The following is a 20,058-nucleotide window of genomic DNA, read 5'->3' on the forward strand; positions in this document are numbered from 1 at the left end:
AGAAATGTGAAAAGGCCGACAGCGCACGGCTGTCGGCCTTTTCACACGGCGAGCGTCAGTTGGTGTTGACGCGCAGGCCCGGGTTGTCGGAGAGCACCACGTTCAGCGGCTGCGCGAACAGCTGCGGCGCGTTGCCGGTGAGCATGCCCAGGAACTCCGGGATCGCGCAGACCGGGTAGTCGGCGACCGAGGACGCGCTGGAGATGCCGAGCGCCAGCCGGCCGGTCACGATCGGGCCGCCGCTGTCGCCGGGCAGGGCGCAGATGTTGGCGGAGAAGCTCTGGGTGAGTTCGCGGTCGCCGACCTGCACGGTCTGGTCGACGGCGTTGACCACGCCGCAGCTGAATCCGGTGCGCGAACCGGACTTGCAGACCGGGGCGCCGACCACGGGGGTGGCCACGCCTTCGATGATGATCGGCGCGGCGCCGTTCACCTTGACGCCGCTGTTGTCGAAGCGGCCCTTGTGCTGATCATCGATCCGCACGATGGAGTAATCCTGGCTGCCGAGCACCGACTTCTGGAAGGAGCCGAGCTGGTTGCCGAGCCGGTCGCCGACGAGTTCGTGCACGGCGGTGGGCTGATCGAGGGCCGGGTTGCAGTGCCCGGCGGTGATGTTGACGGTCTTGCCGCCCTGGGTGCCGTTGAAGCCGAACGAGCAGCGCAGCGAGGAGCGGCCCGCGACCGAGGCGTAGCCGTCGCCGCCGGTGAGCGAGGCGCGGTCGATCGCGCCCGCGATCGGGGCGGCCTCGGGCAGCTGCTCGGCGGCGACCGGCGGCGCCATCACCAGGACCCGGGACGGGTCGATGAAGCTCGGCATCGGCAGGCCGGGCTGGTCCACCCGCACCGCGATGCTGTTGTTGACGGTGTCGATCGCGACGCCGCGGATCAGGGCGGCGACCGGCGCCGGCTGCTCCTCCAGCCAGCGCTGGAACGCGGACTTCTCACCGCGTAGCGCGGATTCGCTCTTGGCGACGGCGCGGACCTCGAAGCCGGCGTCCTGGGCGGCCTTGCGGGCCTCGTCGGCGCCGGGGCCCTGGGTCAGCGCGACGACGGCCTGCCCGGCTTCGTTCAGCCAGGAGCCGCCGTAGACCTCGGGGAACTGACGCTGCGCGGTGGTGGCGAAGGTGGCCAGCTGCTGGGACACATCGGCCCGGCGCAGGTACTCCTCCGGCGAGATCTTCAGGTCACGGGTGACCGCGGCGATCAGCTCGGCGGGCAGAGCGGGCGCCGGGGCGGGTTCGGGTTCGGCGTTCGCCACCGCGGCAGTCGGTGCGAACAGCAGAATCGCCGCCGAAGCGGCGATCGCGGATTTCGAACGGAACTTTCCCAGACTTGGCAGACGCATGCCGAAACTATATGGGGTCCCGTCCGGTATCACTACTCCAAAGATGCTGTTTCGCCGAACTATCGATTTGCCCGCGTTATCCGGCGACTGGGCGGGTGCGAATGCTGATGCCGCTGCCCAGACCGCCGCCCGCGGAGGCGTCGATGTCGGCCAGGATCGGCCGGATCGGAATGCCCAGCGTGGCGGTGCCGCCGTAGGGCGCCAGCGCGGTGTTCGCCTCGTTGCAGTTCGGGGCGTCGGCGACGTTGGAACCGCTGGTGATGCCGAGCGCCAGCGTGCCGGAGACGATCGCGCCGCCGCTGTCACCGCCCAGGGTGCAGGCCGAGCTGGCGAAGCCGCGCACGATCCGGCTCACGCCGTCGGCGGTGTAGAGCTGGGTCTCGACCCGGTCCGCGACCACGAAGCCACAGGTGAACGTGGAGGACTGGCCGGACTTGCAGATCGGGGCGCCGGTGATCGGCTCGGCGGTGCCGGTGATGGTCAGGGTGGTGCCGTTCGCGCCGCGCACCGACGGCTGATCCATGCCCGAGCGCACCGCGCGATCGGTCAGCTGGATCACCGAGTAGTCCAGGCCGCTGTCGCCGCCGACCTTGGCCGAGACGAAGGTGCCGAGTTCGACGCTGTTCGGGATGTCCTTGACGTTCGGGTAGTAGACCGTGGCCTTCTCGTCGGCCTTGCCCAGGTTCGGGTTGCAGTGTCCCGCACTGATATTGAGCGCGTTGCCGGCCGCGTCGGTGCTGTTGAAACCGAACGAGCAGACGTCGACGCCCTCCAGCGAGGTGTCGTTGAGCGCCTTGGGCGCGCTGATGTAGGTGTCGCCGCCCATCGGGCGCCGCTCCACCGGACCGCCGCCGCCGGGCGAGAGGACGACCTTCACGTTGGCGATCAGGGTCGGCAGGTTCAGCGCGTGCCCGACGGTGGTGTTGGCGACGCTGAGCACCAGCTGGCTGTTCAGGAAGTCGATGGCGACCGAGTTGATCGCGTCGGACAGGCTCACCGGCAGCGTGCCGATCCACTGGTTCACCTGCGTCAGCGAGGTTTCCAGTTTGGCCGCGGAGACCGGCGCCAGGCGGGTCTGGTAGCCGGCGGCCGCGGCGATCTTCGCGGCGTCCGGGGAGGTCACGGCCACAACGGGTTTGCCGTCCGGGCCGATCCAGGCGCCCGCGTAGGTGTCGGGCTGGGCGGCCCGGAAGTCGCGGGCGTAGGTGCTGAGCAGCTGGGCCTTCGCGGCGCGCTCCAGGTACTCCGCGGGGGAGATCTTCAGGTCGCGCTCGATGGCCTGGGCGAGTTCCGCGGGCAAGTTTTCGACAGTCAACTGCGCGGGTTCCGACGGTTCCGCCGAGGCGGGCGTGGTGGCGAGGACGGGGGCGAGGAGAACGGTCGCGGCGATGCCGATCGAGGCTGCCTTGACCGCGGCGCGACGCGCCACCAACTTGCGCATGAAGTCCCTTCGTAGGCACAGGCGTGCCAGCTACATCCGTGCACCAGATCCGTTGGCGCGCAGTCTTCCCAGCAACGGACCGAGGTTCCGCTATTTTTCCGGCAACACCGGTCAGCGGATCACTTTAGGGCACAAACCCGAGTTGGTCTCTAGTGAATCGACCGATTCAGTTCGGGACCGGTATCAGGATCGTCGGTGGGGTCCAATCGTTTTCGGGTGGTTCCCAGGCCGGCGGCGCGCCGAAGCCGGGCCGCGTGGTGGTGGTCCGGCGCGTGGTGGTCGGCGGCGGCGTGGTGGTGGTCGGCTCGGCCGTGGTGGTCGGCGGCGGTGGCGGCGTGGTCGTCGGTTCCGGCTCTTCGGTCGTGGTGATGGTGATCGGCGGCTCGGTGGTGGTCGGCGGCGCGACGGGCTCCGGCGGCGGCGCGATCGTCGGGGTGACGGTGGCCTGATCGGACTTGGCGTCGCGCACCTGCGGGACCTCGGTGCTGTCCGTGCCGCGGAACAGCACCGCGACGCCGATGCCGCCCAGCACCAGACCGATCAGCGCCGCGACCGCGATGAGCAGCGGAATGCGATTGTCGCGTTTCTTGGCCGGTTCGGGCGCGTCGGCGGGCTGCCCGGTGAGCACCTCGGTCGGCGTCGGCGTGGACGCGACCACGGGCAGCGGCGACGCGGCGGGCAGGGCGGCCGAATAGGCCTGCGCGGACGCCGCGGCCGCGGGCACCGTGGGAATGATGTCGGTGACCACCGTCGAGTTCTCGGCGTTGGTCGGATCCGGCGGCGTGGCGCCGGCCGGGGTCGCGAGCACCGCGGCGAGCGCGGCGCGGGCGGCGTCGTAGGCGAACGCCTTGTTCGGCTCGGCGGTGTCGACCGCGGGCAGATCCGCCTCGCTGACCAGCACCACCGAACGTAGGCCCAGGTAGTCCAGGGCTTCGCGGAGCGCCTGGACGTCCTGGTTCAGCCAGTGCGCCGGATGGGTCGCGTAGAACTCGGCGGGGCCGCTGAGGTGCTCGGCGGTCAGATTGATCAGGCAGAACAGCGCGGTCGCGACCAGGTCCTCGGCCCGGTAGGCCTCGCCGTCGTCGACCGGCAGGCCGTTCGGATCACCGACGGCGGCGATGAATCCGCTGATGGAATGCGAGTTCCCGGTCGGCGGCGGGCCGCCGAGCACGGTGTCACCGTCCTCGGCCATGTGCAGGACCGACTCACGGACGACATACTGCAGCTCGCCGGCGTCGGTGACGATCGCCGCCGTGCTCTCGTCCTCGGCGATCCGCAGGCCCACCCCAGTGGCCATCCAATTTCCTCGCTTCGATCTGGTCGACCGCGCCGGAACTACACCGGTAGCGAGCCCTGCTGGTGAGCCGCACACCCCATGGCGCGAAGCATCGACAATAACTCCGAGCGTGAGGTCGCACCGATCCGGCGTCGGATCCGGGCGACATGATGCTCCACCGTTTTCGCGGAAATGTATAGCCGTGCGCCGATCTCCCGGTAGGTGAGACCGAGCAGAACCAGCTCGGCGACCTCGCGTTCGCGTTCGCTCAGCACCGCCTCGGCCTCGGCGGCGGGCGCGGGTTTCGCGCCCGCGGCGGGCCCGGGCGCGGGCACCGGAAGCTGCTGCGGACGCAGTTCGGCCCGGGCGTTTCGGGCGAGCTCACCGAGGGCGGCGGAGGTGACGGCGTCGGCCGCGGCGGCCGTGGCGGACGCGGCGGCCAGCTGGGCGGCCTCCCGGGCCAGGCCGAAGCCGCGCAGTCCGGCGACCGCGGCCTCCACCCGGGTGGCCACGATCTGTTTACGCAGCACGGCGATCCAGGTGCGGGCCGCGAGCGCGAGCGCGGCAGCGTGCCGGTCGCCCGCGGCAGCGGCGGTGTCGAGCGGGCGGGCCGCGGCGAGCAGCCGCTCCGGGTTGTGCGCCGCGATCGCCGCCTGCACCGCGTACCAGTGGAAGACGTTGGCCCAGCCGGAGGGCTGGTGTACCCGGCGCAGCAGCGCCTGTGCGGCCTCGACCAGCGGGGCGATGCGGCGTTCTTCGTGCAGCAGCACACCCGCGGTCCAGAGTTCGCCGATCGGCAGCATGGTGAGCAGGTCGGCGTCGACCGCGTCGAACAGCGGGCAGGCGGCCTGCCAGGCCCGGGTGAGCGCGGCGTGGTCGCCGGCCCGGCGGGCCAGCCCGACCACGACGCCGTGCGCGAGCAGCTGGTCCCGGATGTCGAGCCGATCCCAGGTCAGGGCGCCGGCGGTGGCCGCGGCGCCCTGCTCGTCGCCGTCGAGCAGGGACGTCCAGGCCGAGAGCACCTGGAGTTGATGGCAGCGCAGCCCGCCGGCGGTGGCGCGTTGCAGGGCATCGGCCGCGCGTTGCGGTGCGCCGGTGCTCAGGCAGAGCAGAGCCGCGATGGACACCGCGGTGCACGGCAGGAAGACGTCCGCGCCGGGGCCGCTGTCGGCGGCCTGCACCAGCGCGGAAACCGCCCCGGAGGTCCGGGATTCGGAGTCGGACTCGGCGAGGGTGTCGGCCAGGGCGACGGCGATCAGCCGGGCCTGGGTGCTGGCCTCGGTCGGCGGCCAGTTCGGCGCCGACTCCGCCAGTTTCGTCGCGGTCGCGATATTGCCCGCGAGATAGTGCACGGTCGCCCCGACCGCCCAGTCCGCGGCGGTGCGGTCCGGGCCGAGCCAGGTGTAGAGCTGGGCGGCGCGGCCGACCAGGCCGCGGCGGGTCAGCACCGCCGCGCAGATGCGCACGGCGTCGGCGAGATCGGTTCCGGTGATGCCGGAGCGGGCCAGCATCGGTTCGGCCAGGCGCATCGCGGTCTCGCCGTCGCCGGTCTGGGCGGCCGCTTCGGCCCAGCGCAGCGCCATCTGATCGGGGTCGGCGCCGGCGGCCGCCGCGGCCGCGTAATAGCGCACGGCCTCGCGACCGGCATGTTCGGCCGCGGCGCAGAGGAATTCGGCGAGTTGCTGGTCGCGGACGCCGGATTCGGCCAGTAATAACGCGGTGTGGTCGCGTAGTAGGCCGGCGTCCAGGCGGGCGGTGAACAGGCGTCGCTGCACGGCGAGGTAGCGGTGGTCGCCCAGCAGGGTGCGCAGCGGGGCGATCGCCGGTGCCAGCAGCAGGTCGGCGTCGGTGACCAGCGCGGTTGCCCGGGCTCTGTCGATCAGAGCCTGGGCGGCAGCGGGTTCCACGCCGAGTACCTCGGTGAGCTCGCTGGAGTCCAGCCCGGTGCCCGTGGTCGCGACGGCCAGGGTTTCCAGCAGGTCCGGAGCCAGATCGTCGAGCAGGGTGCGCGCCCAATGGGTGACGGCCAGGTCGACCGCGGGGATGCCGGCGTCGAGGCGGGCCGAGCAGGCCGCGGCCAGCGCGGTGACCACGCCGCCCCGGATTCCGCCGGTGTGCTGATGAATGTGCTGAGCGACATGCAGCGGCACCGTCATACCGAGCTCCCGGGCGAACGGGCCGATATCGGCGACGCCGAGCGGGCGCAGGTCGAGCACCCGGCCGCGCCGCGCCACCGCGTCGGTCAGCGCCCGCAGGTACGGATCGTGCGGCCGCGGCTGCACCGCGACGACGATGGTGCAGCGCCCGGACTCGATGATCTCGCACAGCGATTGGAGATCATCGGCGCCCAGGGTGTGCGCGTTGTCGATCAGCAGCGCCGGGCGCGGCCCGGCCGGATCGGACTCCGGGCACGGATGGCAGACGGTGTCGCAGAGTGGAATTCCCTGCTCGTGCAGCCGCGCCCGGATCGCCGCGAGCAAGGTGGATTTGCCGGTGCCGGAGCGGCCGCGGATCAGATGGACGGCCGGGGCGTGGGCGTTGCGGCGGGCCGCGGCGGAATCCAGCTCCCGGAAGATGTCTCGCGCACACGGCATCGTGTCGAATGCGATGTCAGGCACGCGAATCTCCGATCATGTTTGCCAGCGCATAGCTTACCGGCGCGTGATCGACTCTGTCACCGGTTGCGCAGTGGCGCAACATATCCGGGCCGCGTAGTGGCCTCGCCGTCGGGCAGTACCGTGCCCCGGTATCGCCGATAATCCCCCGTGTCGCCGAGACGACCGAATTCGACGCTGCGACAGTGTCGCCGGGCGTCACACGCTCTGTCATTGGTGAACCTCGTTCGAAACCGGATGCCCCGGCAATGCTGGTCTTGACAATCCGCTGCCGCGGAATTCGGGTCCGGAATGACCCACCCGTTCTGTCGGTTGCTGGCAAACCGCCGTTACCGTAAAACGCCGATTCAATTGTCTACGATGATTCGAAGCGGCGCTGCCTCTGGAGTCATTCAACTGGGCGCCCTTTTCAGATAGGGCGCGTGCGGCACGGCGCGGGGGAGTGGCCGCGGGGGATTCGCAGACCCGGCGAAGGCCGGGATCCAGTCGCCAACATGCGGATAGTCGTCACCCGCTTGGATCCCGACCTTCGCGGGGACGACGAGACCGCCCGAGCCAAGGGAATTCAGGGTCAGAACAGGGGGTCGTGCCGGATGTTCTTGGTTTGCGTGCCTGCCGCCATCAGGCGGAACTTGGTGGTCTGCACCATCGACGGGGAGCCGACGATCTGCACATCGCGGTCCGCCCACGGACCGAAGCTGGCGACCACCTTGCCGATCTGCCCGGTCATCCGCGGTTCGAGCCCGGGCAGGGGCGGTTCGGGCTCCCCGGAATCCAGATGCCACCAGGGGTTTTCATCGTATTCGGCGACCGGTGTCACGGTGAGCCACTTGTGCGCGGTGGCGAGTTTGCTCAGCGTCTCCAGGTCGTAGAGATCGCAGGGGTGGTGCCCGCCGACGAACAGGTGCACCTTCGGGTTGGTGCGGCGTTGCGCCATCTGTAAGAGCTGGGCGCGCAGCGGCGCGATGCCGGTGCCGCAGCCGATCATCAGCATCTTGCGTTTGGTGTTGCGCGGGATGCCGAGCCCGCCCAGCGGCGAGCCGAGCAGCCACTGATCCCCGACCTCGGTCTGGTTGACCATGGCCGGGCTCACCCAGCCGCCGAGCACGCCGCGGATGTGGAATTCGATCTCACCATTGGCATTCGCGGGGACCGACGGCGAGAGGTAGCGCCACATCCGCGGCCGCGCCGGGACCTGCACACTGATGTACTGCCCGGCGGCGTAGCGGATCGGCTGGTCCAGCCGCAGCCGCACCACCGCCAGATTGCGCAGCACCATCCGTCGTTCCAGGACGGTGCCGGTCCATACCGCCGGGGTGGATTCCTTGGCGGCGGCGCCGATCATGGTGTCGGCGATCAGGGTGAGACCCTCGTCCCAGGCCCGGTCCACCTCGTCGGTCCACATCTCGTTGCCGGCGAAGCGGCTCATCGCGGTCTTCAACGAGTGCGCCACCGCCTGGTAATGCTCGTCCCGCACACCGTATTTGCGATGGTCGCGGCCGAGCTGGGCGAGGAAGGGCAGGAGTTTGTTCGGTTCTTCGAGCCGGTCCAGGGTGTAGGAGATTGCCCGGACCAGGCGGTCGCGCTGGGAGTCCATTGCGGCGGGGAAGAAATCGCGCGTCTGGGGATACTCGGTGAACAAGATCGAATAAAAGGACCGGGCTAGCTTTTCGGGCCCGGACTCCTCCGCAGCAACCGCCTTGAACGTGGTTCTGATCAAAGCGACAGTCCGCGAATCCATATGCGTCACAACCCCATTCCGCGCTCGAACACAAGCCGTGCCAGCGAGTGAAAGTAGTGCGGGTCACTCAACAGCAGCCGATGATTGGAGTGTAGGGGAGGTTTGCCAGCTACGGAATCAGTTGTTTAAACATCACGCGTGTAATTCCGCCAAAACCAGGGGCCAAAATGTGAAAAGCCTTGGAAACCAACTGGTATTCAGTGTTTCGTGGCGAAATCAGCCAGTTTTTCGTTGATTTCGCTTGACCCGTTTTGCATGATTCGCCCGAATGTCACAGGAAGAGCGATCATGTGGCAACAGTCTGCGCACCGCCAGTTACCTTGTCCGGCAACCGATCCGCATCCGGCGACCTGGGCGGGCGAAGAATTCGCCGGACGATCCGACAACTACCGCTCGCCAGCTAACCTCCGTGGTCGCCAGCAAACCTGGCGTACGGTCCGCTACCGTTTGCGGGCAAACAAAACGGGCCCCGGGATCCAGTCCGCTTTCCGGCGGACCGGGACCCGGGGCCCGTGCTGTTGCTGAACAGATGCTGGCGCGTCAGCGCTGGTGTCGCGGCTTCCAGACCACCAGCGCCGTACTGCGTTGCGGAGGCGTGAAATCCGGCCGGTAGCCCGCCCGCAGCCGCTCCAGCTCGGCGGCCAGCTCACCCATCCGCTGTTGCAATTCCTCGACCTGATTGGTCAGTTCGATGATCCGCTTGATGCCGGCCAGGTTGACGCCCTCGTCCTGGGACAGCCGCTGCACCTCGCGCAGCAGCTCGACATCCCGGGACGAGTAGCGCCGCCCGCCGCCCGAAGTGCGTTGCGGCGTCACCAGACCCAGGCGGTCATACGTGCGCAGTGTCTGCGCGTGCATACCCGCCAGCTGGGCCGCCACCGAGATCACGAAGAACTCGGTCCGCGACGTCGCCCCGGAACCCGAGCCCGGCGCCTTCTTCGGATCATTGTGGGACATTACGAACCTGCCCATCCCGCACGTGGATCGAAACCGCTGGTCTTCTCCGCCTCCTGATAGCGCTTGAGCGCCTCGGCGGCTTCGTCATCCAGCTTCTGTGGCACCGCGACCTTGACGGTGACCAGCAGGTCACCGGCGCCGCCGCTGCGCTTGGGCACGCCGCGACCGCGCACCCGCAGGATGCGTCCGTCGGCGGTACCCGGCGGCACCTTCACCCCGACGCGACCCTCCAGCGTAGGCACGGAAACCGTTGTGCCCAGCACTAATTCACTGTAACTGACCGGCAGGACCAGGGTCAGGTCGTCGCCGTTGCGGCCGAAGACCTTGTCCTGGCTGACGTGCACCGTCACGAACAGGTCGCCCGAGGGCGCGCCGCGCAGGCCCGCCTCGCCCTGTCCGGCCAGCCGGATCTTCTGCCCGTCACTGACACCCGGTGGAATCCGGACCGTGATGGTGCGGGTCCGGTTCTGGATGCCGCTGCCGTGGCAGTCGACGCACGGGTCATCGATGATCGAACCCGAACCCCGGCAGTCGTCGCACGGCTCGCTGAAACCGAACGCGCCCTGGTTGCGGCTGATGATGCCGGTCCCGTTGCAGTTCGGGCAGACCCGGGGACTGGTCCCCGGCTTCGCGCCGCTGCCGTGGCAGGTGGTGCACGGCGACGGACTGGTCATGCGCAGCGGCACGGTGACGCCCTGCGCCGCCTCCCGGAAACCGAGGGTCGTCTCGGTCTCCACGTCGGACCCGCGGCGCGGGCGGCTGGTGGGGCGCTGGCCGCTCCGGTTGAACAGGCCGCCGAACAGGTCACCGAGGCCACCGTCGGCGGCGCCGCCGGCGCCGCCGAAGATGTCACCGATATTGAAGTCCTGCGAGAAGCCGCCCGCCGCATTGGGATTGAACCCGCCGCGACCGTAGCCGCCACCCGCGAACAGCCTGCGGGTCTCGTCGTACTCCTTGCGCTTGGCCGGGTCCGACAGCACGGCGTGCGCCTCGCTGACGGACTTGAACTTCTCCTCGGCCTTGGTATCCCCCGGATTGGCGTCCGGGTGCAGGTCACGAGCAAGTTTGCGATAGGCCTTCTTGATCTCGTCCTGCGTGGCGTTGGAGGAGACGCCCAGCTCCTTGTAGAAGTCCTTCTCGATCCACTCCCGTTGGCTCACTGTGCATCTCCTCCTTTCGCACTAGTCGCTGGTCGCTTCGGCATCAGCATCCGATGCCTCTGTCTCTACTGCCGGTTGCCCGGCCTCGGCCACCGGATCGGTTACCCCGACGAGCGCGTGCCGAAGCACCCGGTCGCCGAAGCGGTAGCCCTTGCGCATGACGAGCCCGATCACCGGATCGTGGCCGGAACCCTCGTGCTGCACGGCCTCGTGCAAGGTCGGGTCGAAGGGCTCGCCCTCCGCGCCGAACTCCTCGAGGCCCTGCTTGTGCAGCGCGCCGGCGAGCTTGTCGGCGACCGCCTTGAGCGGGCCCTCCAGGTCGCCGTGCGCGCGGGCCCGGTCCAGATCGTCGAGCACGCCGAGCAACTCGGTGACCACGGACGCCTTGGCCCCGTCGATCGCGGTCTTGCGATCGCGATCGACGCGGCGCCGGTAGTTGGCGTACTCCGCGGTCAGGCGCTGTAGATCGGCGGTGCGCTCGGCGAGCTCCACGCTGATCGTGTCGGCGAGTTCCTCGGAGATCACATCGGATTCGGCGCCGTTGCCGGCCACGGCGGAGTCTTCCGCCGCGGCCGGTTCCCGCACCTCACCCGTTTCGGGATCGATCTTTCGCTTGTCCACGAAGGTGACCGGCTCCTGCTCCGAGTTACCCTGCGTCACTTCTTCTCCGTGTCGATCGGCTCGTCCACGACCTCGGCGTCGACGACCTGGTCGTCATCGGCCTGGGCCGAGGAACCGTTGCCGGACGCGGCGGCGTCGGCGGCCTGCGATTCGTAGATCGCCTGGCCCAGCGCCTGCGACTCGGTCGCCAGCTTCTCCACCGCGGACTTCACGGCCGCGATGTCGGTGCCCTTGAGCGCCTCGTTGGCCTCGGCGATGGCCGCCTCGACCTTCTCCTTCACGTCGGCCGGGACCTTGTCCTCGTTGTCCTTGATGAACTTCTCGGTCTGGTGCACCAGGCCCTCGGCCTGGTTGCGGGTCTCGGCCTCCTCGCGGCGAGCCTTGTCCTCGGCGGCGTGCGCCTCGGCGTCCTTGACCATCCGGTCGATCTCTTCCTTGGACAGGCCGGAACCGTCCTGGATCTTGATCTTGTTTTCCTTGCCGGTGCCCTTGTCCTTCGCGGTCACGTGCACGATGCCGTTGGCGTCGATGTCGAAGGTGACCTCGATCTGCGGCACGCCGCGCGGGGCGGGCGGCAGGCCGGTCAGCTCGAAGGAGCCGAGCAGCTTGTTGTGCGAGGCGATCTCGCGCTCACCCTGGAACACCTGGATCTGCACCGAGGGCTGGTTGTCGTCGGCGGTGGTGAAGGTCTCCGAGCGCTTGGTCGGAATGGTGGTGTTGCGCTCGATGAGCTTGGTCATCACGCCGCCCTTGGTCTCGATGCCCAGCGACAGCGGGGTGACATCGAGCAGCAGGACGTCCTTGACCTCACCCTTGAGCACACCGGCCTGCAGCGCGGCGCCGACGGCGACGACCTCGTCCGGGTTCACGCCCTTGTTCGGCTCCCGGCCGCCGGTCAGTTCCTTGACCAGCTCGGAGACGGCGGGCATACGGGTGGAGCCGCCGACCAGCACGACGTGGTCGATGTCGCCGACGCTGACGCCCGCGTCCTTGATCACGGACTGGAACGGCGCGCGGGTGCGATCCAGCAGATCGGAGGTGATCTTCTGGAACTCGGCGCGGGTCAGCTGCTCGTCGAGGAACAGCGGGTTCTTGTCCGCGTCGACGGTGATGTAGGGCAGGTTGATCGAGGTCGACTGCGAGGACGACAGCTCGATCTTGGCCTTCTCGGCGGCCTCGCGCAGACGCTGCAGGGCCATCTTGTCCTTGGTCAGGTCGATGCCGGCCGAGGCCTTGAACTTGTCGACCAGCCAGGTCACGACGCGCTCGTCCCAGTCGTCACCACCGAGGTGGTTGTCGCCGGAGGTGGCGCGGACCTCGACGACGCCCTCGCCGATTTCCAGCAGCGAGACGTCGAAGGTGCCGCCACCGAGGTCGAAGACCAGGATGGTCTGTTCCTTGTCGCCCTTGTCCAGGCCGTACGCCAGCGCGGCCGCGGTGGGCTCGTTGACGATGCGGAGCACGTTCAGGCCCGCGATCTGGCCGGCTTCCTTGGTGGCCTGGCGCTGCGCGTCCTCGAAGTAGGCGGGGACGGTGATGACCGCGTCGGTGATCTCCTCACCGAGGTAGGCCTCGGCATCGCGCTTCAGCTTCATCAGCGTGCGCGCGGAGATTTCCTGCGGCGTGTACTTCTTGCCGTCGATCTCGGTGGTCCAGTCGGTGCCGATGTGGCGCTTGACCGAGCGGATGGTGCGGTCGACGTTGGTGACCGCCTGGTTCTTGGCGGGCTGACCGACGAGCACCTCACCGTTCTTGGCGAACGCGACGACGGACGGGGTGGTGCGCGATCCTTCAGAGTTCGCGACGACTACCGGCTCGCCGCCTTCGAGAACGGCGACGACCGAGTTCGTGGTCCCGAGGTCGATTCCGACCGCACGAGCCATGGTGGTTCCTCCTAGTTGACGTATTACGGGTGGGTGCCGGGCGCGCGGAGCGCGGCTCCAAGCACCTGTTGCGGAGCACGATCCCAGCAACGCTGAGCGTGGTCGGCTCAATCCTGCCCTCGGTCGCGCCGGGAGTCAACTTAAACTTGAGTCGCACACGCTCAACATCTAGTTCTGCTCAACCGGCCACCTGCGCGATCTATTCCCAAGGCCGCGCCGGCCGCCCCCAGCCATTCTCGTCAGGCGGCCCCGAACCGGCCACGATGTGGCCGCTTCGTAATCAAAAAAGACCGAATGGTCCGGTTACTGGAGGCCCTCGAACTGGATGCGCTCCGGCGGCGTCCCGGTCTCCAGGAGCCGGTTCACGGTCGCGTGCACCATCGCGGGCGAACCGCAGACCAGCACCTGGTGCGCGTCGAAGGCCCCGTGCGTGCCGATCACCTCGGCCAGCGTGCCTTGCAGCAATTCCTCGGGCGCGAAGCCGATATCGACCCGCGAGTGCTCGTACCAGTCGTCGGTCCAGCCCGGATCCGCCAGGCTGTCGACCACGGGAACGACTGTCAGCCAAGGCAATTCCTCGGCCAGCAGTGTCAGCATGTCGCCGGCGTAGAGGTCGCGCGGGCTGTGTCCGCCGAAGAACAGGTAGGTGCGCGGCGGCTCCGGGTGCCGGGCCAGCTCCAGGATCTGCGAGCGCATCGGGGCCAGCCCGGTGCCGCCCGCGATCATGACGATCTCGTCGCCGTCCGGGTCCACCTGGAACATGCCCGCGGGCGCGGCGATCCGCCATTCGTCGCCGGTCTGCGTTTCGGTGACCAGGGTGCTGCTGAGCCAGCCGCCGGGCACCGTGCGCACGTGGAACTCCAGCTTGCCGTCCAGCGACGGCGGCAGCGCGGGCGACAACCGCCGCCGCACCTCCGGGTGCTGCGGCACGCGTACCTCCACCGACTGTCCGGCGGTGAACGGCACGAATTCGCCGATCAGGCGGATCACCGCCAGGTCGTTGCGCAACCGGTGATGCCCGACGACCGTCGCCCGCCATTCCGGGGGCGCGATGAGGCTGGGATCGATCTCCAAAGGTCTCTCGCTTACACAGGATCGGAGGTGATGATGTGCTCAGGGGTGCCGACCGAAAGCAGGGCTCTGCGCGTATCGGCGATCATGCGGGCCGATCCGGCGATCTGGATCTGGCGGTCCGCCCACGCGCCGAAGCTCGCGACGACCGCGCCGAGGTTGCCGGTCAGCCGGCGATGCATGCCGTAGGGCTCCTCGGCGGGCGGATGCGGGAACCACCACGGGTTGGTCTTCTCCTCGCAGACCGGAACGATGGTGAGCCACGGATTGCTCTGCGAGAGCTGCCACATGTTCTCCACGTCGTACAGGTCGCAGGGGTAGTGCCCGCCGATGAAGAAGTGCACCCGCGGATTCACCCCGCGCTGACCCATCTCGATCAACTGCGCGCGCAGCGGGGCGATGCCGGTGCCCGCGCCGATCAGCAGCACGTCGCGGCGGCTCTCCCGGTCGACGTGCAGCCCGCCGAGCGGCGCCGCGATCTGCCAGCGGTCCCCGACCCGGGTCTCGTTGACGATGGCCGGGCTGACCCAGCCGCCGCGGATCTTGCGGACGTGGAATTCGATCTCCCCGTACGGATTCGCCGGAATCGCGGGGGAGAGATAGCGCCACATCTTCGGCCGCTGCGGCACCGTGATCGGCACGTACTGGCCGGCCTGATAGGGGATCGGGGTGTCGGATTGCAGCCGGACGATCGCCAGATCCTCCAGCACGCGCCGGTGTCCGACCACTGTCGCTTCCCAAAAGGGTTGCGACTTATCGGAATTGGTACCGATGGCCATGGACGCCGAAATCAGGATGGTGACATCGCGCCAGCCCTCGTGCAGGTCGCGGTTCCAGCCGGCGCCGTTGTAGGACCGGAACGCCTGTAGCAACGCGTGCCCCGCCGCGTCGTAGTGCGAGGCCTCGACGCCGTATTTGCGATGGTCGCGGGCGAGCTGCTCGAGAAACTTCTGGGCCCGCTCCCAGTCTTCGAGATGGTCCAGCACCCATTGGATCGCAGTGCACACCCGCTTGGCCTGCATATCCATCGCAGGCGGGAACAGCTCTCGGAGCTGGGGGTTCTCGGCGAACAAAAAGCCGTAGAACGTGCTGATCAACCGCTCGGGTCCGTTCGGTGATTCGGTCACCGTACGGAAGTTGGCGCGGACCAGCGCTGCTGAACGCGCATCCACGACGTGGAGCTTCCTTTCCCTCGTCTTGCCCAGGGACATACCCGTCGGCCGTGTCCGACCAGTATCCAGGAAAAACCGGAGGTCGTCAGGGTATGGCCGTGAGGAACGGTAATCCGTCGGCAAACCAGGCTGTACGCGGGCCTACGAGGGAACTGAACGCTTGGGTCAGAAGTCAGATACTCAGGACGGTTTTGCCGCGCGCTCCAGGTTTGGCGAGGACCGCGGCGGCCTGTTCCAAGGGCACTGTCGACTCGATCGGGATCACCACGTCGCCGTCGCTCACCCGCCGGAGTAGTCGGGCCAATTCCGGTGCGGCGCCGTTGGATTGGAAGTTGCCGCCCTTGATTCCGCGGTCCAGCAGCGCGGGCTGGTCCGCGGACCCGATGGTGGAGAAGACGTTGCCGCCGTCGCGCACCAGCGCGGTGAGCTCGGTGAGCTGCTCGGGCGGACTGACCAGATCGAAGAGCACGTCGACGCCGTCCGGGTAGAGCACGGCCACCTGCTCGGCCACCGAGCCCTGGGTGTAGTCGATGGTCTCGGCCGCCCCGAGCCGGTTCATCTGATCGGCCGCCGCGCCGCGCGCGGTCGCGATGACGTGCGCGCCCGCGAGATTGGACAGCTGCACCAGGAAGACGCCGACGCCACCGGTGGCGCCCACGATCAGCACGATCTCGTCCGGCTCGATCTTGGCCGCGTCCACCAGATCCTGGGCGGTGACGCCCGCGGTCGGCACCGCCGCGGCCGCCATGGTGGCGATGCCGTCGGGAATCCGGACCAGGGCCGCGTCCTCGGGCAGGACCGCGTACTCGGCGAAGGCGCCGTGGCCGGCCCGGCCGGCGAGGAACTTGCCGGCCACCCGATCCCCGGCCGCGAAGCGGGTGACCTCGGCGCCGGTCTCGACCACCGTGCCGGCGCCGTCCACGCCGAGAATCAGCGGAAAGTCGTGGGGCATTTTCCCGTCCAGGAAGCCGTCGGCGATTCTCTTGTCGAATGGGTTGACGCCGGCCGCCTCGAGCTGCACGCGGACTTCCCGCGGGCCCGGCTCCGGGACCGGCATATCGGTCAATTCAGGGGTTGCTCCGAACTCACTGATCGATACTGCGCGCATCGTTCCGCTCCTCGTTTCGGGCTGAATATGACCCATTCACCAACAATCAGAACCGTCCTATGAATCCCTACACCACCTGTGCCGTGATTCATCGCATTCGACCCGGGTGCGGCGTAGCGTGGACGATTGGCGCTGGTCAGCAGCCCCGCTGGTAGGTAGCTGAGAAATTGCAAACTTGAGCGGAACAGACTCAACCTTTCCGACGTTGGATCAGTGGAACCCACTCGACTAGCAGGAAGGTGACCGTGGACTCGTTCAATCCCACCACCAAGACCCAGGCGGCTCTGACCGCCGCTCTGCAGGCGGCCTCGGCCGCGGGCAATCCGGAGATTCGTCCGGCGCACTTGCTGGTGGCGTTGCTGGATCAGACCGACGGCATCGCCGCGCCCTTGCTCAAGGCGGTCGGAGTGGACCCGGCCGCGGTCCGGCGCGAGGCCCAGGACATCGTGGACCGGCTGCCGCGCGCCAGCGGCGCCACCACCCAGCCGCAACTCGGGCGCGAATGCCTGGCCGCGATCACCGCCGCCCAGCACCTGGCCAAGGAGATGGGCGACGAGTACGTCTCCACCGAGCATGTCATGGTCGGCCTGGCCGCCGGCGACTCGGATGTGACCATGCTGCTGAAGAAGTACGGCGCCACCGCCGACGCGCTGCGCGAGGCGTTCACCACCGTGCGCGGCAGCGCGAAGGTCACCACCCCCGATCCGGAGGGCAGCTACCAGGCGCTGGAGAAGTACTCCACCGACCTGACGGCGCTGGCCCGCGAGGGCAAACTCGACCCGGTGATCGGGCGGGATTCCGAAATCCGCCGCGTCATACAGGTTTTGAGCCGCCGCACCAAGAACAACCCGGTGCTGATCGGCGAGCCCGGCGTCGGCAAGACCGCCATCGTCGAAGGTCTCGCCCAGCGCATCGTGGCCGGGGACGTCCCGGAGTCGTTGCGCGGCAAGAACGTCGTCTCGCTCGACCTGGGCGCGATGGTGGCCGGCGCGAAGTACCGCGGCGAATTCGAGGAGCGGCTCAAGGCCGTGCTCGAGGACATCAAGAACAGCGCGGGACAGGTCATCACCTTCATCGACGAGCTGCACACCATCGTCGGCGCGGGCGCCACCGGCGAGTCCGCCATGGACGCCGGCAACATGATCAAGCCGATGCTCGCCCGCGGTGAGCTACGCCTGGTCGGCGCCACCACGCTGGAGGAGTATCGCCAGCACATCGAGAAGGACGCCGCGCTGGAGCGCCGCTTCCAGCAGGTGCTGGTCGGGGAGCCCTCGGTGGAGGACACCGTCGGCATCCTGCGCGGCATCAAGGAGCGCTATGAGGTGCACCACGGCGTGCGTATCACCGACTCCGCACTGGTCGCGGCGGCCACGCTGTCCGACCGCTACATCACCGCGCGCTTCCTGCCGGACAAGGCGATCGACCTGGTCGACGAGGCGGCCTCCCGGCTGCGCATGGAGATCGACTCGCGCCCGGTCGAGATCGACGAGATCGAGCGCTCGGTGCGCCGGTTGGAGATCGAGGAGATGGCGCTGAGCAAGGAGACCGACGAGGCCTCCAAGATCCGCCTGGAGAAGCTGCGTGCCGAACTCGCCGACGGCAAGGAAAAACTGAACCAGCTGATGACCCGCTGGCAGAACGAGAAGGGCGCGCTGGACCAGGTGCGCCTGCTCAAGGAAGAGCTGGAGTCGCTGCGCGGCGAATCCGAGCGCGCCGAACGCGACGGCGATCTGGGCAAGGCCGCCGAGCTGCGCTACGGCCGGATCCCGGAGCTGGAGAAGAAGCTCGCCGCGGCCGAAAAGGCGTCCGCCGCGGCCGGCGACGGCGAGATCATGCTCAAGGAGGAGGTCGGCCCGGACGATATCGCCGACGTGGTGTCGGCCTGGACCGGCGTCCCCACCGGCCGGCTGCTCGAGGGTGAGACCCAGAAGCTGCTGCGCATGGAGGACGAGCTCGGCCACCGCGTGGTCGGCCAGACCGAAGCCGTGCAGGCGGTATCGGACGCGGTGCGCCGCGCCCGCGCCGGCGTCGCCGACCCGAACCGCCCCACCGGCTCGTTCCTGTTCGTCGGCCCCACCGGCGTCGGCAAGACCGAGTTGGCGAAGGCCTTGGCGGACTTCCTGTTCGACGACGAACGCGCCATGGTCCGCATCGACATGAGCGAGTACAGCGAGAAGCACGCGGTGGCCCGCCTGGTCGGCGCCCCGCCCGGCTATGTCGGCTACGACCAGGGCGGTCAGCTCACCGAAGCCGTGCGGCGGCGGCCGTACTCGGTCATCCTGTTCGACGAGATCGAGAAGGCGCATCCGGATGTCTTCGACATCCTGTTGCAGGTGCTCGACGAGGGCCGGCTCACCGACGGCCAGGGCCGCACCGTCGACTTCCGCAACACCATCCTGATCCTGACCTCCAACCTCGGTGCGGGCGGCGATCCGGAGCTGGTGCTGGAAGCGGTGCGCCGGGCGTTCAAGCCGGAGTTCCTCAACCGTCTCGACGACGTGGTGATGTTCCATCACCTGGACGAGGATCAACTGCGCTCGATCGTCGACATCCAGCTGCAGCAGTTGCAGAAGCGGCTCGCACAGCGCCGGTTGACCCTCGAGGTGAGCGAGGCGGCTCAGCTCTGGCTGGCCATGCGCGGTTACGACCCGGTCTACGGCGCGCGGCCGCTGCGCCGGCTGATCCAGCAGGCCATCGGCGACACCCTCGCCAAGGAACTGCTGGCCGGTGAGGTGCTCGACGGCGACACGGTCAAGGTCGACCTGGACGCCAACCGCGACACTCTCGTGGTCGGTAAGTAGGAAACGGACGGTCCGACCTCACGGCCGGACCGTCCTTCCACGCCTACCCTGGAAGTCATGACGAACCCGAAGGATCCTTGGGGGCAACGTCCGGAGGACGCACCGACCGAGCACATCGGTCCGCCGGCTGCGCCACCCGAGTACGGCCAGGGACCGTCGGTCTACCCGTCGACCGAGCAGTACGACGCGTGGTCGCCCCCGCCGCCGAATGCCACCCAGCAGCTCCCGCGGGCCGAAAGCCAGTGGGGCGCCTATGAAAGCGGGGGCTACGGCAACCAGTACCCGCATCCCACCGTGCAGGCCCAGCGTCCGGTCCCGCCCGGTGCGACACCGCCCGGCCTGCCGCCGAACGCGGCGCCGCCGGGCCCGCCGAAACGCAACACCGGGCTCTGGATCGCGCTGGCGCTGGGCGTGATCGCGCTGATCGCCGTGGCCGGCGTGGTCGCGGGCGCGCTGCTCGGCGGCCGCGATTCCGGGTCGGGCACCGCGGCGAACACCACGGCCCCGCCGGTGTACACGGTGCCGACGCTGCCTCCGCAGTCCGGGCAGAGCACCACGGGGATCCCCGGAGTGCCCGGGTTCGACAACCTCGGCGCGACCATGGGCACCATCAACGCCAACGCCGGCGGCACCCTGACCCTGGACTCCGCCTCGGGCGGCACCGTCACCGTGCACACCGATGACATGACACAGGTGATTTCGCTGTCCGGCGCGAAGGTGTCGGACCTGCCCGTCGGTGACATAGTGATGGTGCAGGGTGACAAGAATCCGGACGGGTCCATCTTGGCCAAGTTCATCATCAGCACCGCGCTGCCCGGCGGGCCTCGATAGCGAGGTTCGGCTCGGCGCGCACTCAATGACGAACTC

General features: G+C 68.7%; 14 protein-coding genes. 2 read left to right on the forward strand and 12 right to left on the reverse strand.

Going from position 1 to position 20,058, the window contains the following annotated elements; translation table 11 throughout:
* Nucleotides 1-55: 55 nt before the first annotated feature.
* From AB0M14_RS18925 to AB0M14_RS18980, 12 genes are all read right to left on the reverse strand, one after another.
* Nucleotides 56-1,345 carry a S1 family peptidase gene (locus AB0M14_RS18925; RefSeq protein ID WP_364996523.1) on the reverse strand — a complete coding sequence of 430 codons (1,290 nt, stop codon included), beginning with the start codon at nucleotides 1,343-1,345 and terminating at the stop codon, nucleotides 56-58.
* A gap of 76 nt (nucleotides 1,346-1,421) precedes the next feature.
* Nucleotides 1,422-2,786 carry a S1 family peptidase gene (locus AB0M14_RS18930; protein ID WP_364996525.1) on the reverse strand — a complete coding sequence of 455 codons (1,365 nt, stop codon included), beginning with the start codon at nucleotides 2,784-2,786 and terminating at the stop codon, nucleotides 1,422-1,424.
* Nucleotides 2,787-2,952: 166 nt separating this feature from the next.
* Nucleotides 2,953-4,083: a hypothetical protein gene (locus tag AB0M14_RS18935; protein ID WP_364996528.1), complete on the reverse strand. Its 1,131-nt coding sequence runs from the start codon at nucleotides 4,081-4,083 to the stop codon at nucleotides 2,953-2,955.
* Between the two features lie 38 nt (nucleotides 4,084-4,121).
* Nucleotides 4,122-6,680: a LuxR C-terminal-related transcriptional regulator gene (locus tag AB0M14_RS18940; RefSeq protein WP_364996530.1), complete on the reverse strand. Its 2,559-nt coding sequence runs from the start codon at nucleotides 6,678-6,680 to the stop codon at nucleotides 4,122-4,124.
* A gap of 568 nt (nucleotides 6,681-7,248) precedes the next feature.
* Complete coding sequence (locus tag AB0M14_RS18945; protein ID WP_364996533.1) at nucleotides 7,249-8,418, reverse strand: globin domain-containing protein; 1,170 nt, start codon at nucleotides 8,416-8,418, stop codon at nucleotides 7,249-7,251.
* Nucleotides 8,419-8,958: 540 nt separating this feature from the next.
* On the reverse strand, nucleotides 8,959-9,375 hold the full coding sequence (locus tag AB0M14_RS18950) for a helix-turn-helix transcriptional regulator (RefSeq protein WP_364996535.1): 417 nt from the start codon (nucleotides 9,373-9,375) through the stop codon (nucleotides 8,959-8,961).
* Complete coding sequence (dnaJ, locus tag AB0M14_RS18955; RefSeq protein WP_364996538.1) at nucleotides 9,375-10,535, reverse strand: molecular chaperone DnaJ; 1,161 nt, start codon at nucleotides 10,533-10,535, stop codon at nucleotides 9,375-9,377. The genes AB0M14_RS18950 and dnaJ overlap by 1 nt, the downstream gene beginning before the upstream one ends.
* A 21-nt stretch (nucleotides 10,536-10,556) precedes the next feature.
* Nucleotides 10,557-11,195: a nucleotide exchange factor GrpE gene (grpE, locus tag AB0M14_RS18960; RefSeq protein ID WP_364996541.1), complete on the reverse strand. Its 639-nt coding sequence runs from the start codon at nucleotides 11,193-11,195 to the stop codon at nucleotides 10,557-10,559.
* Nucleotides 11,192-13,039, reverse strand: coding sequence for a molecular chaperone DnaK (dnaK, locus tag AB0M14_RS18965; RefSeq protein ID WP_364996544.1), 1,848 nt, complete (start codon nucleotides 13,037-13,039; stop codon nucleotides 11,192-11,194). Before dnaK ends, grpE begins: the two co-directional genes overlap by 4 nt.
* Nucleotides 13,040-13,342: 303 nt before the next feature.
* Nucleotides 13,343-14,113 (reverse strand): FAD-binding oxidoreductase, encoded by a 771-nt coding sequence (locus tag AB0M14_RS18970; RefSeq protein ID WP_364996547.1) that lies wholly within the window; start codon nucleotides 14,111-14,113, stop codon nucleotides 13,343-13,345.
* Nucleotides 14,114-14,124: 11 nt separating this feature from the next.
* On the reverse strand, nucleotides 14,125-15,282 hold the full coding sequence (locus AB0M14_RS18975; RefSeq protein WP_364996550.1) for a globin domain-containing protein: 1,158 nt from the start codon (nucleotides 15,280-15,282) through the stop codon (nucleotides 14,125-14,127).
* Between the two features lie 172 nt (nucleotides 15,283-15,454).
* Complete coding sequence (locus AB0M14_RS18980; RefSeq protein WP_364996553.1) at nucleotides 15,455-16,390, reverse strand: NADP-dependent oxidoreductase; 936 nt, start codon at nucleotides 16,388-16,390, stop codon at nucleotides 15,455-15,457.
* Between the two features lie 245 nt (nucleotides 16,391-16,635).
* Here AB0M14_RS18980 and clpB point away from each other — a divergent pair, with 245 nt between their 5' ends.
* The gene (gene clpB / locus AB0M14_RS18985) at nucleotides 16,636-19,191 is read left to right on the forward strand and encodes an ATP-dependent chaperone ClpB (protein WP_364996556.1); all 2,556 of its coding nucleotides are present in this window, start codon (nucleotides 16,636-16,638) and stop codon (nucleotides 19,189-19,191) included.
* 57 nt (nucleotides 19,192-19,248) lie between these two features.
* Nucleotides 19,249-20,022 carry a DUF5666 domain-containing protein gene (locus AB0M14_RS18990; protein ID WP_364996559.1) on the forward strand — a complete coding sequence of 258 codons (774 nt, stop codon included), beginning with the start codon at nucleotides 19,249-19,251 and terminating at the stop codon, nucleotides 20,020-20,022.
* The last annotated feature ends 36 nt before the right edge of the window (nucleotides 20,023-20,058 follow it).

Origin of the sequence: Nocardia sp. NPDC051832, assembly GCF_040681285.1 — a bacterium.
Classification (GTDB): domain Bacteria; phylum Actinomycetota; class Actinomycetes; order Mycobacteriales; family Mycobacteriaceae; genus Nocardia.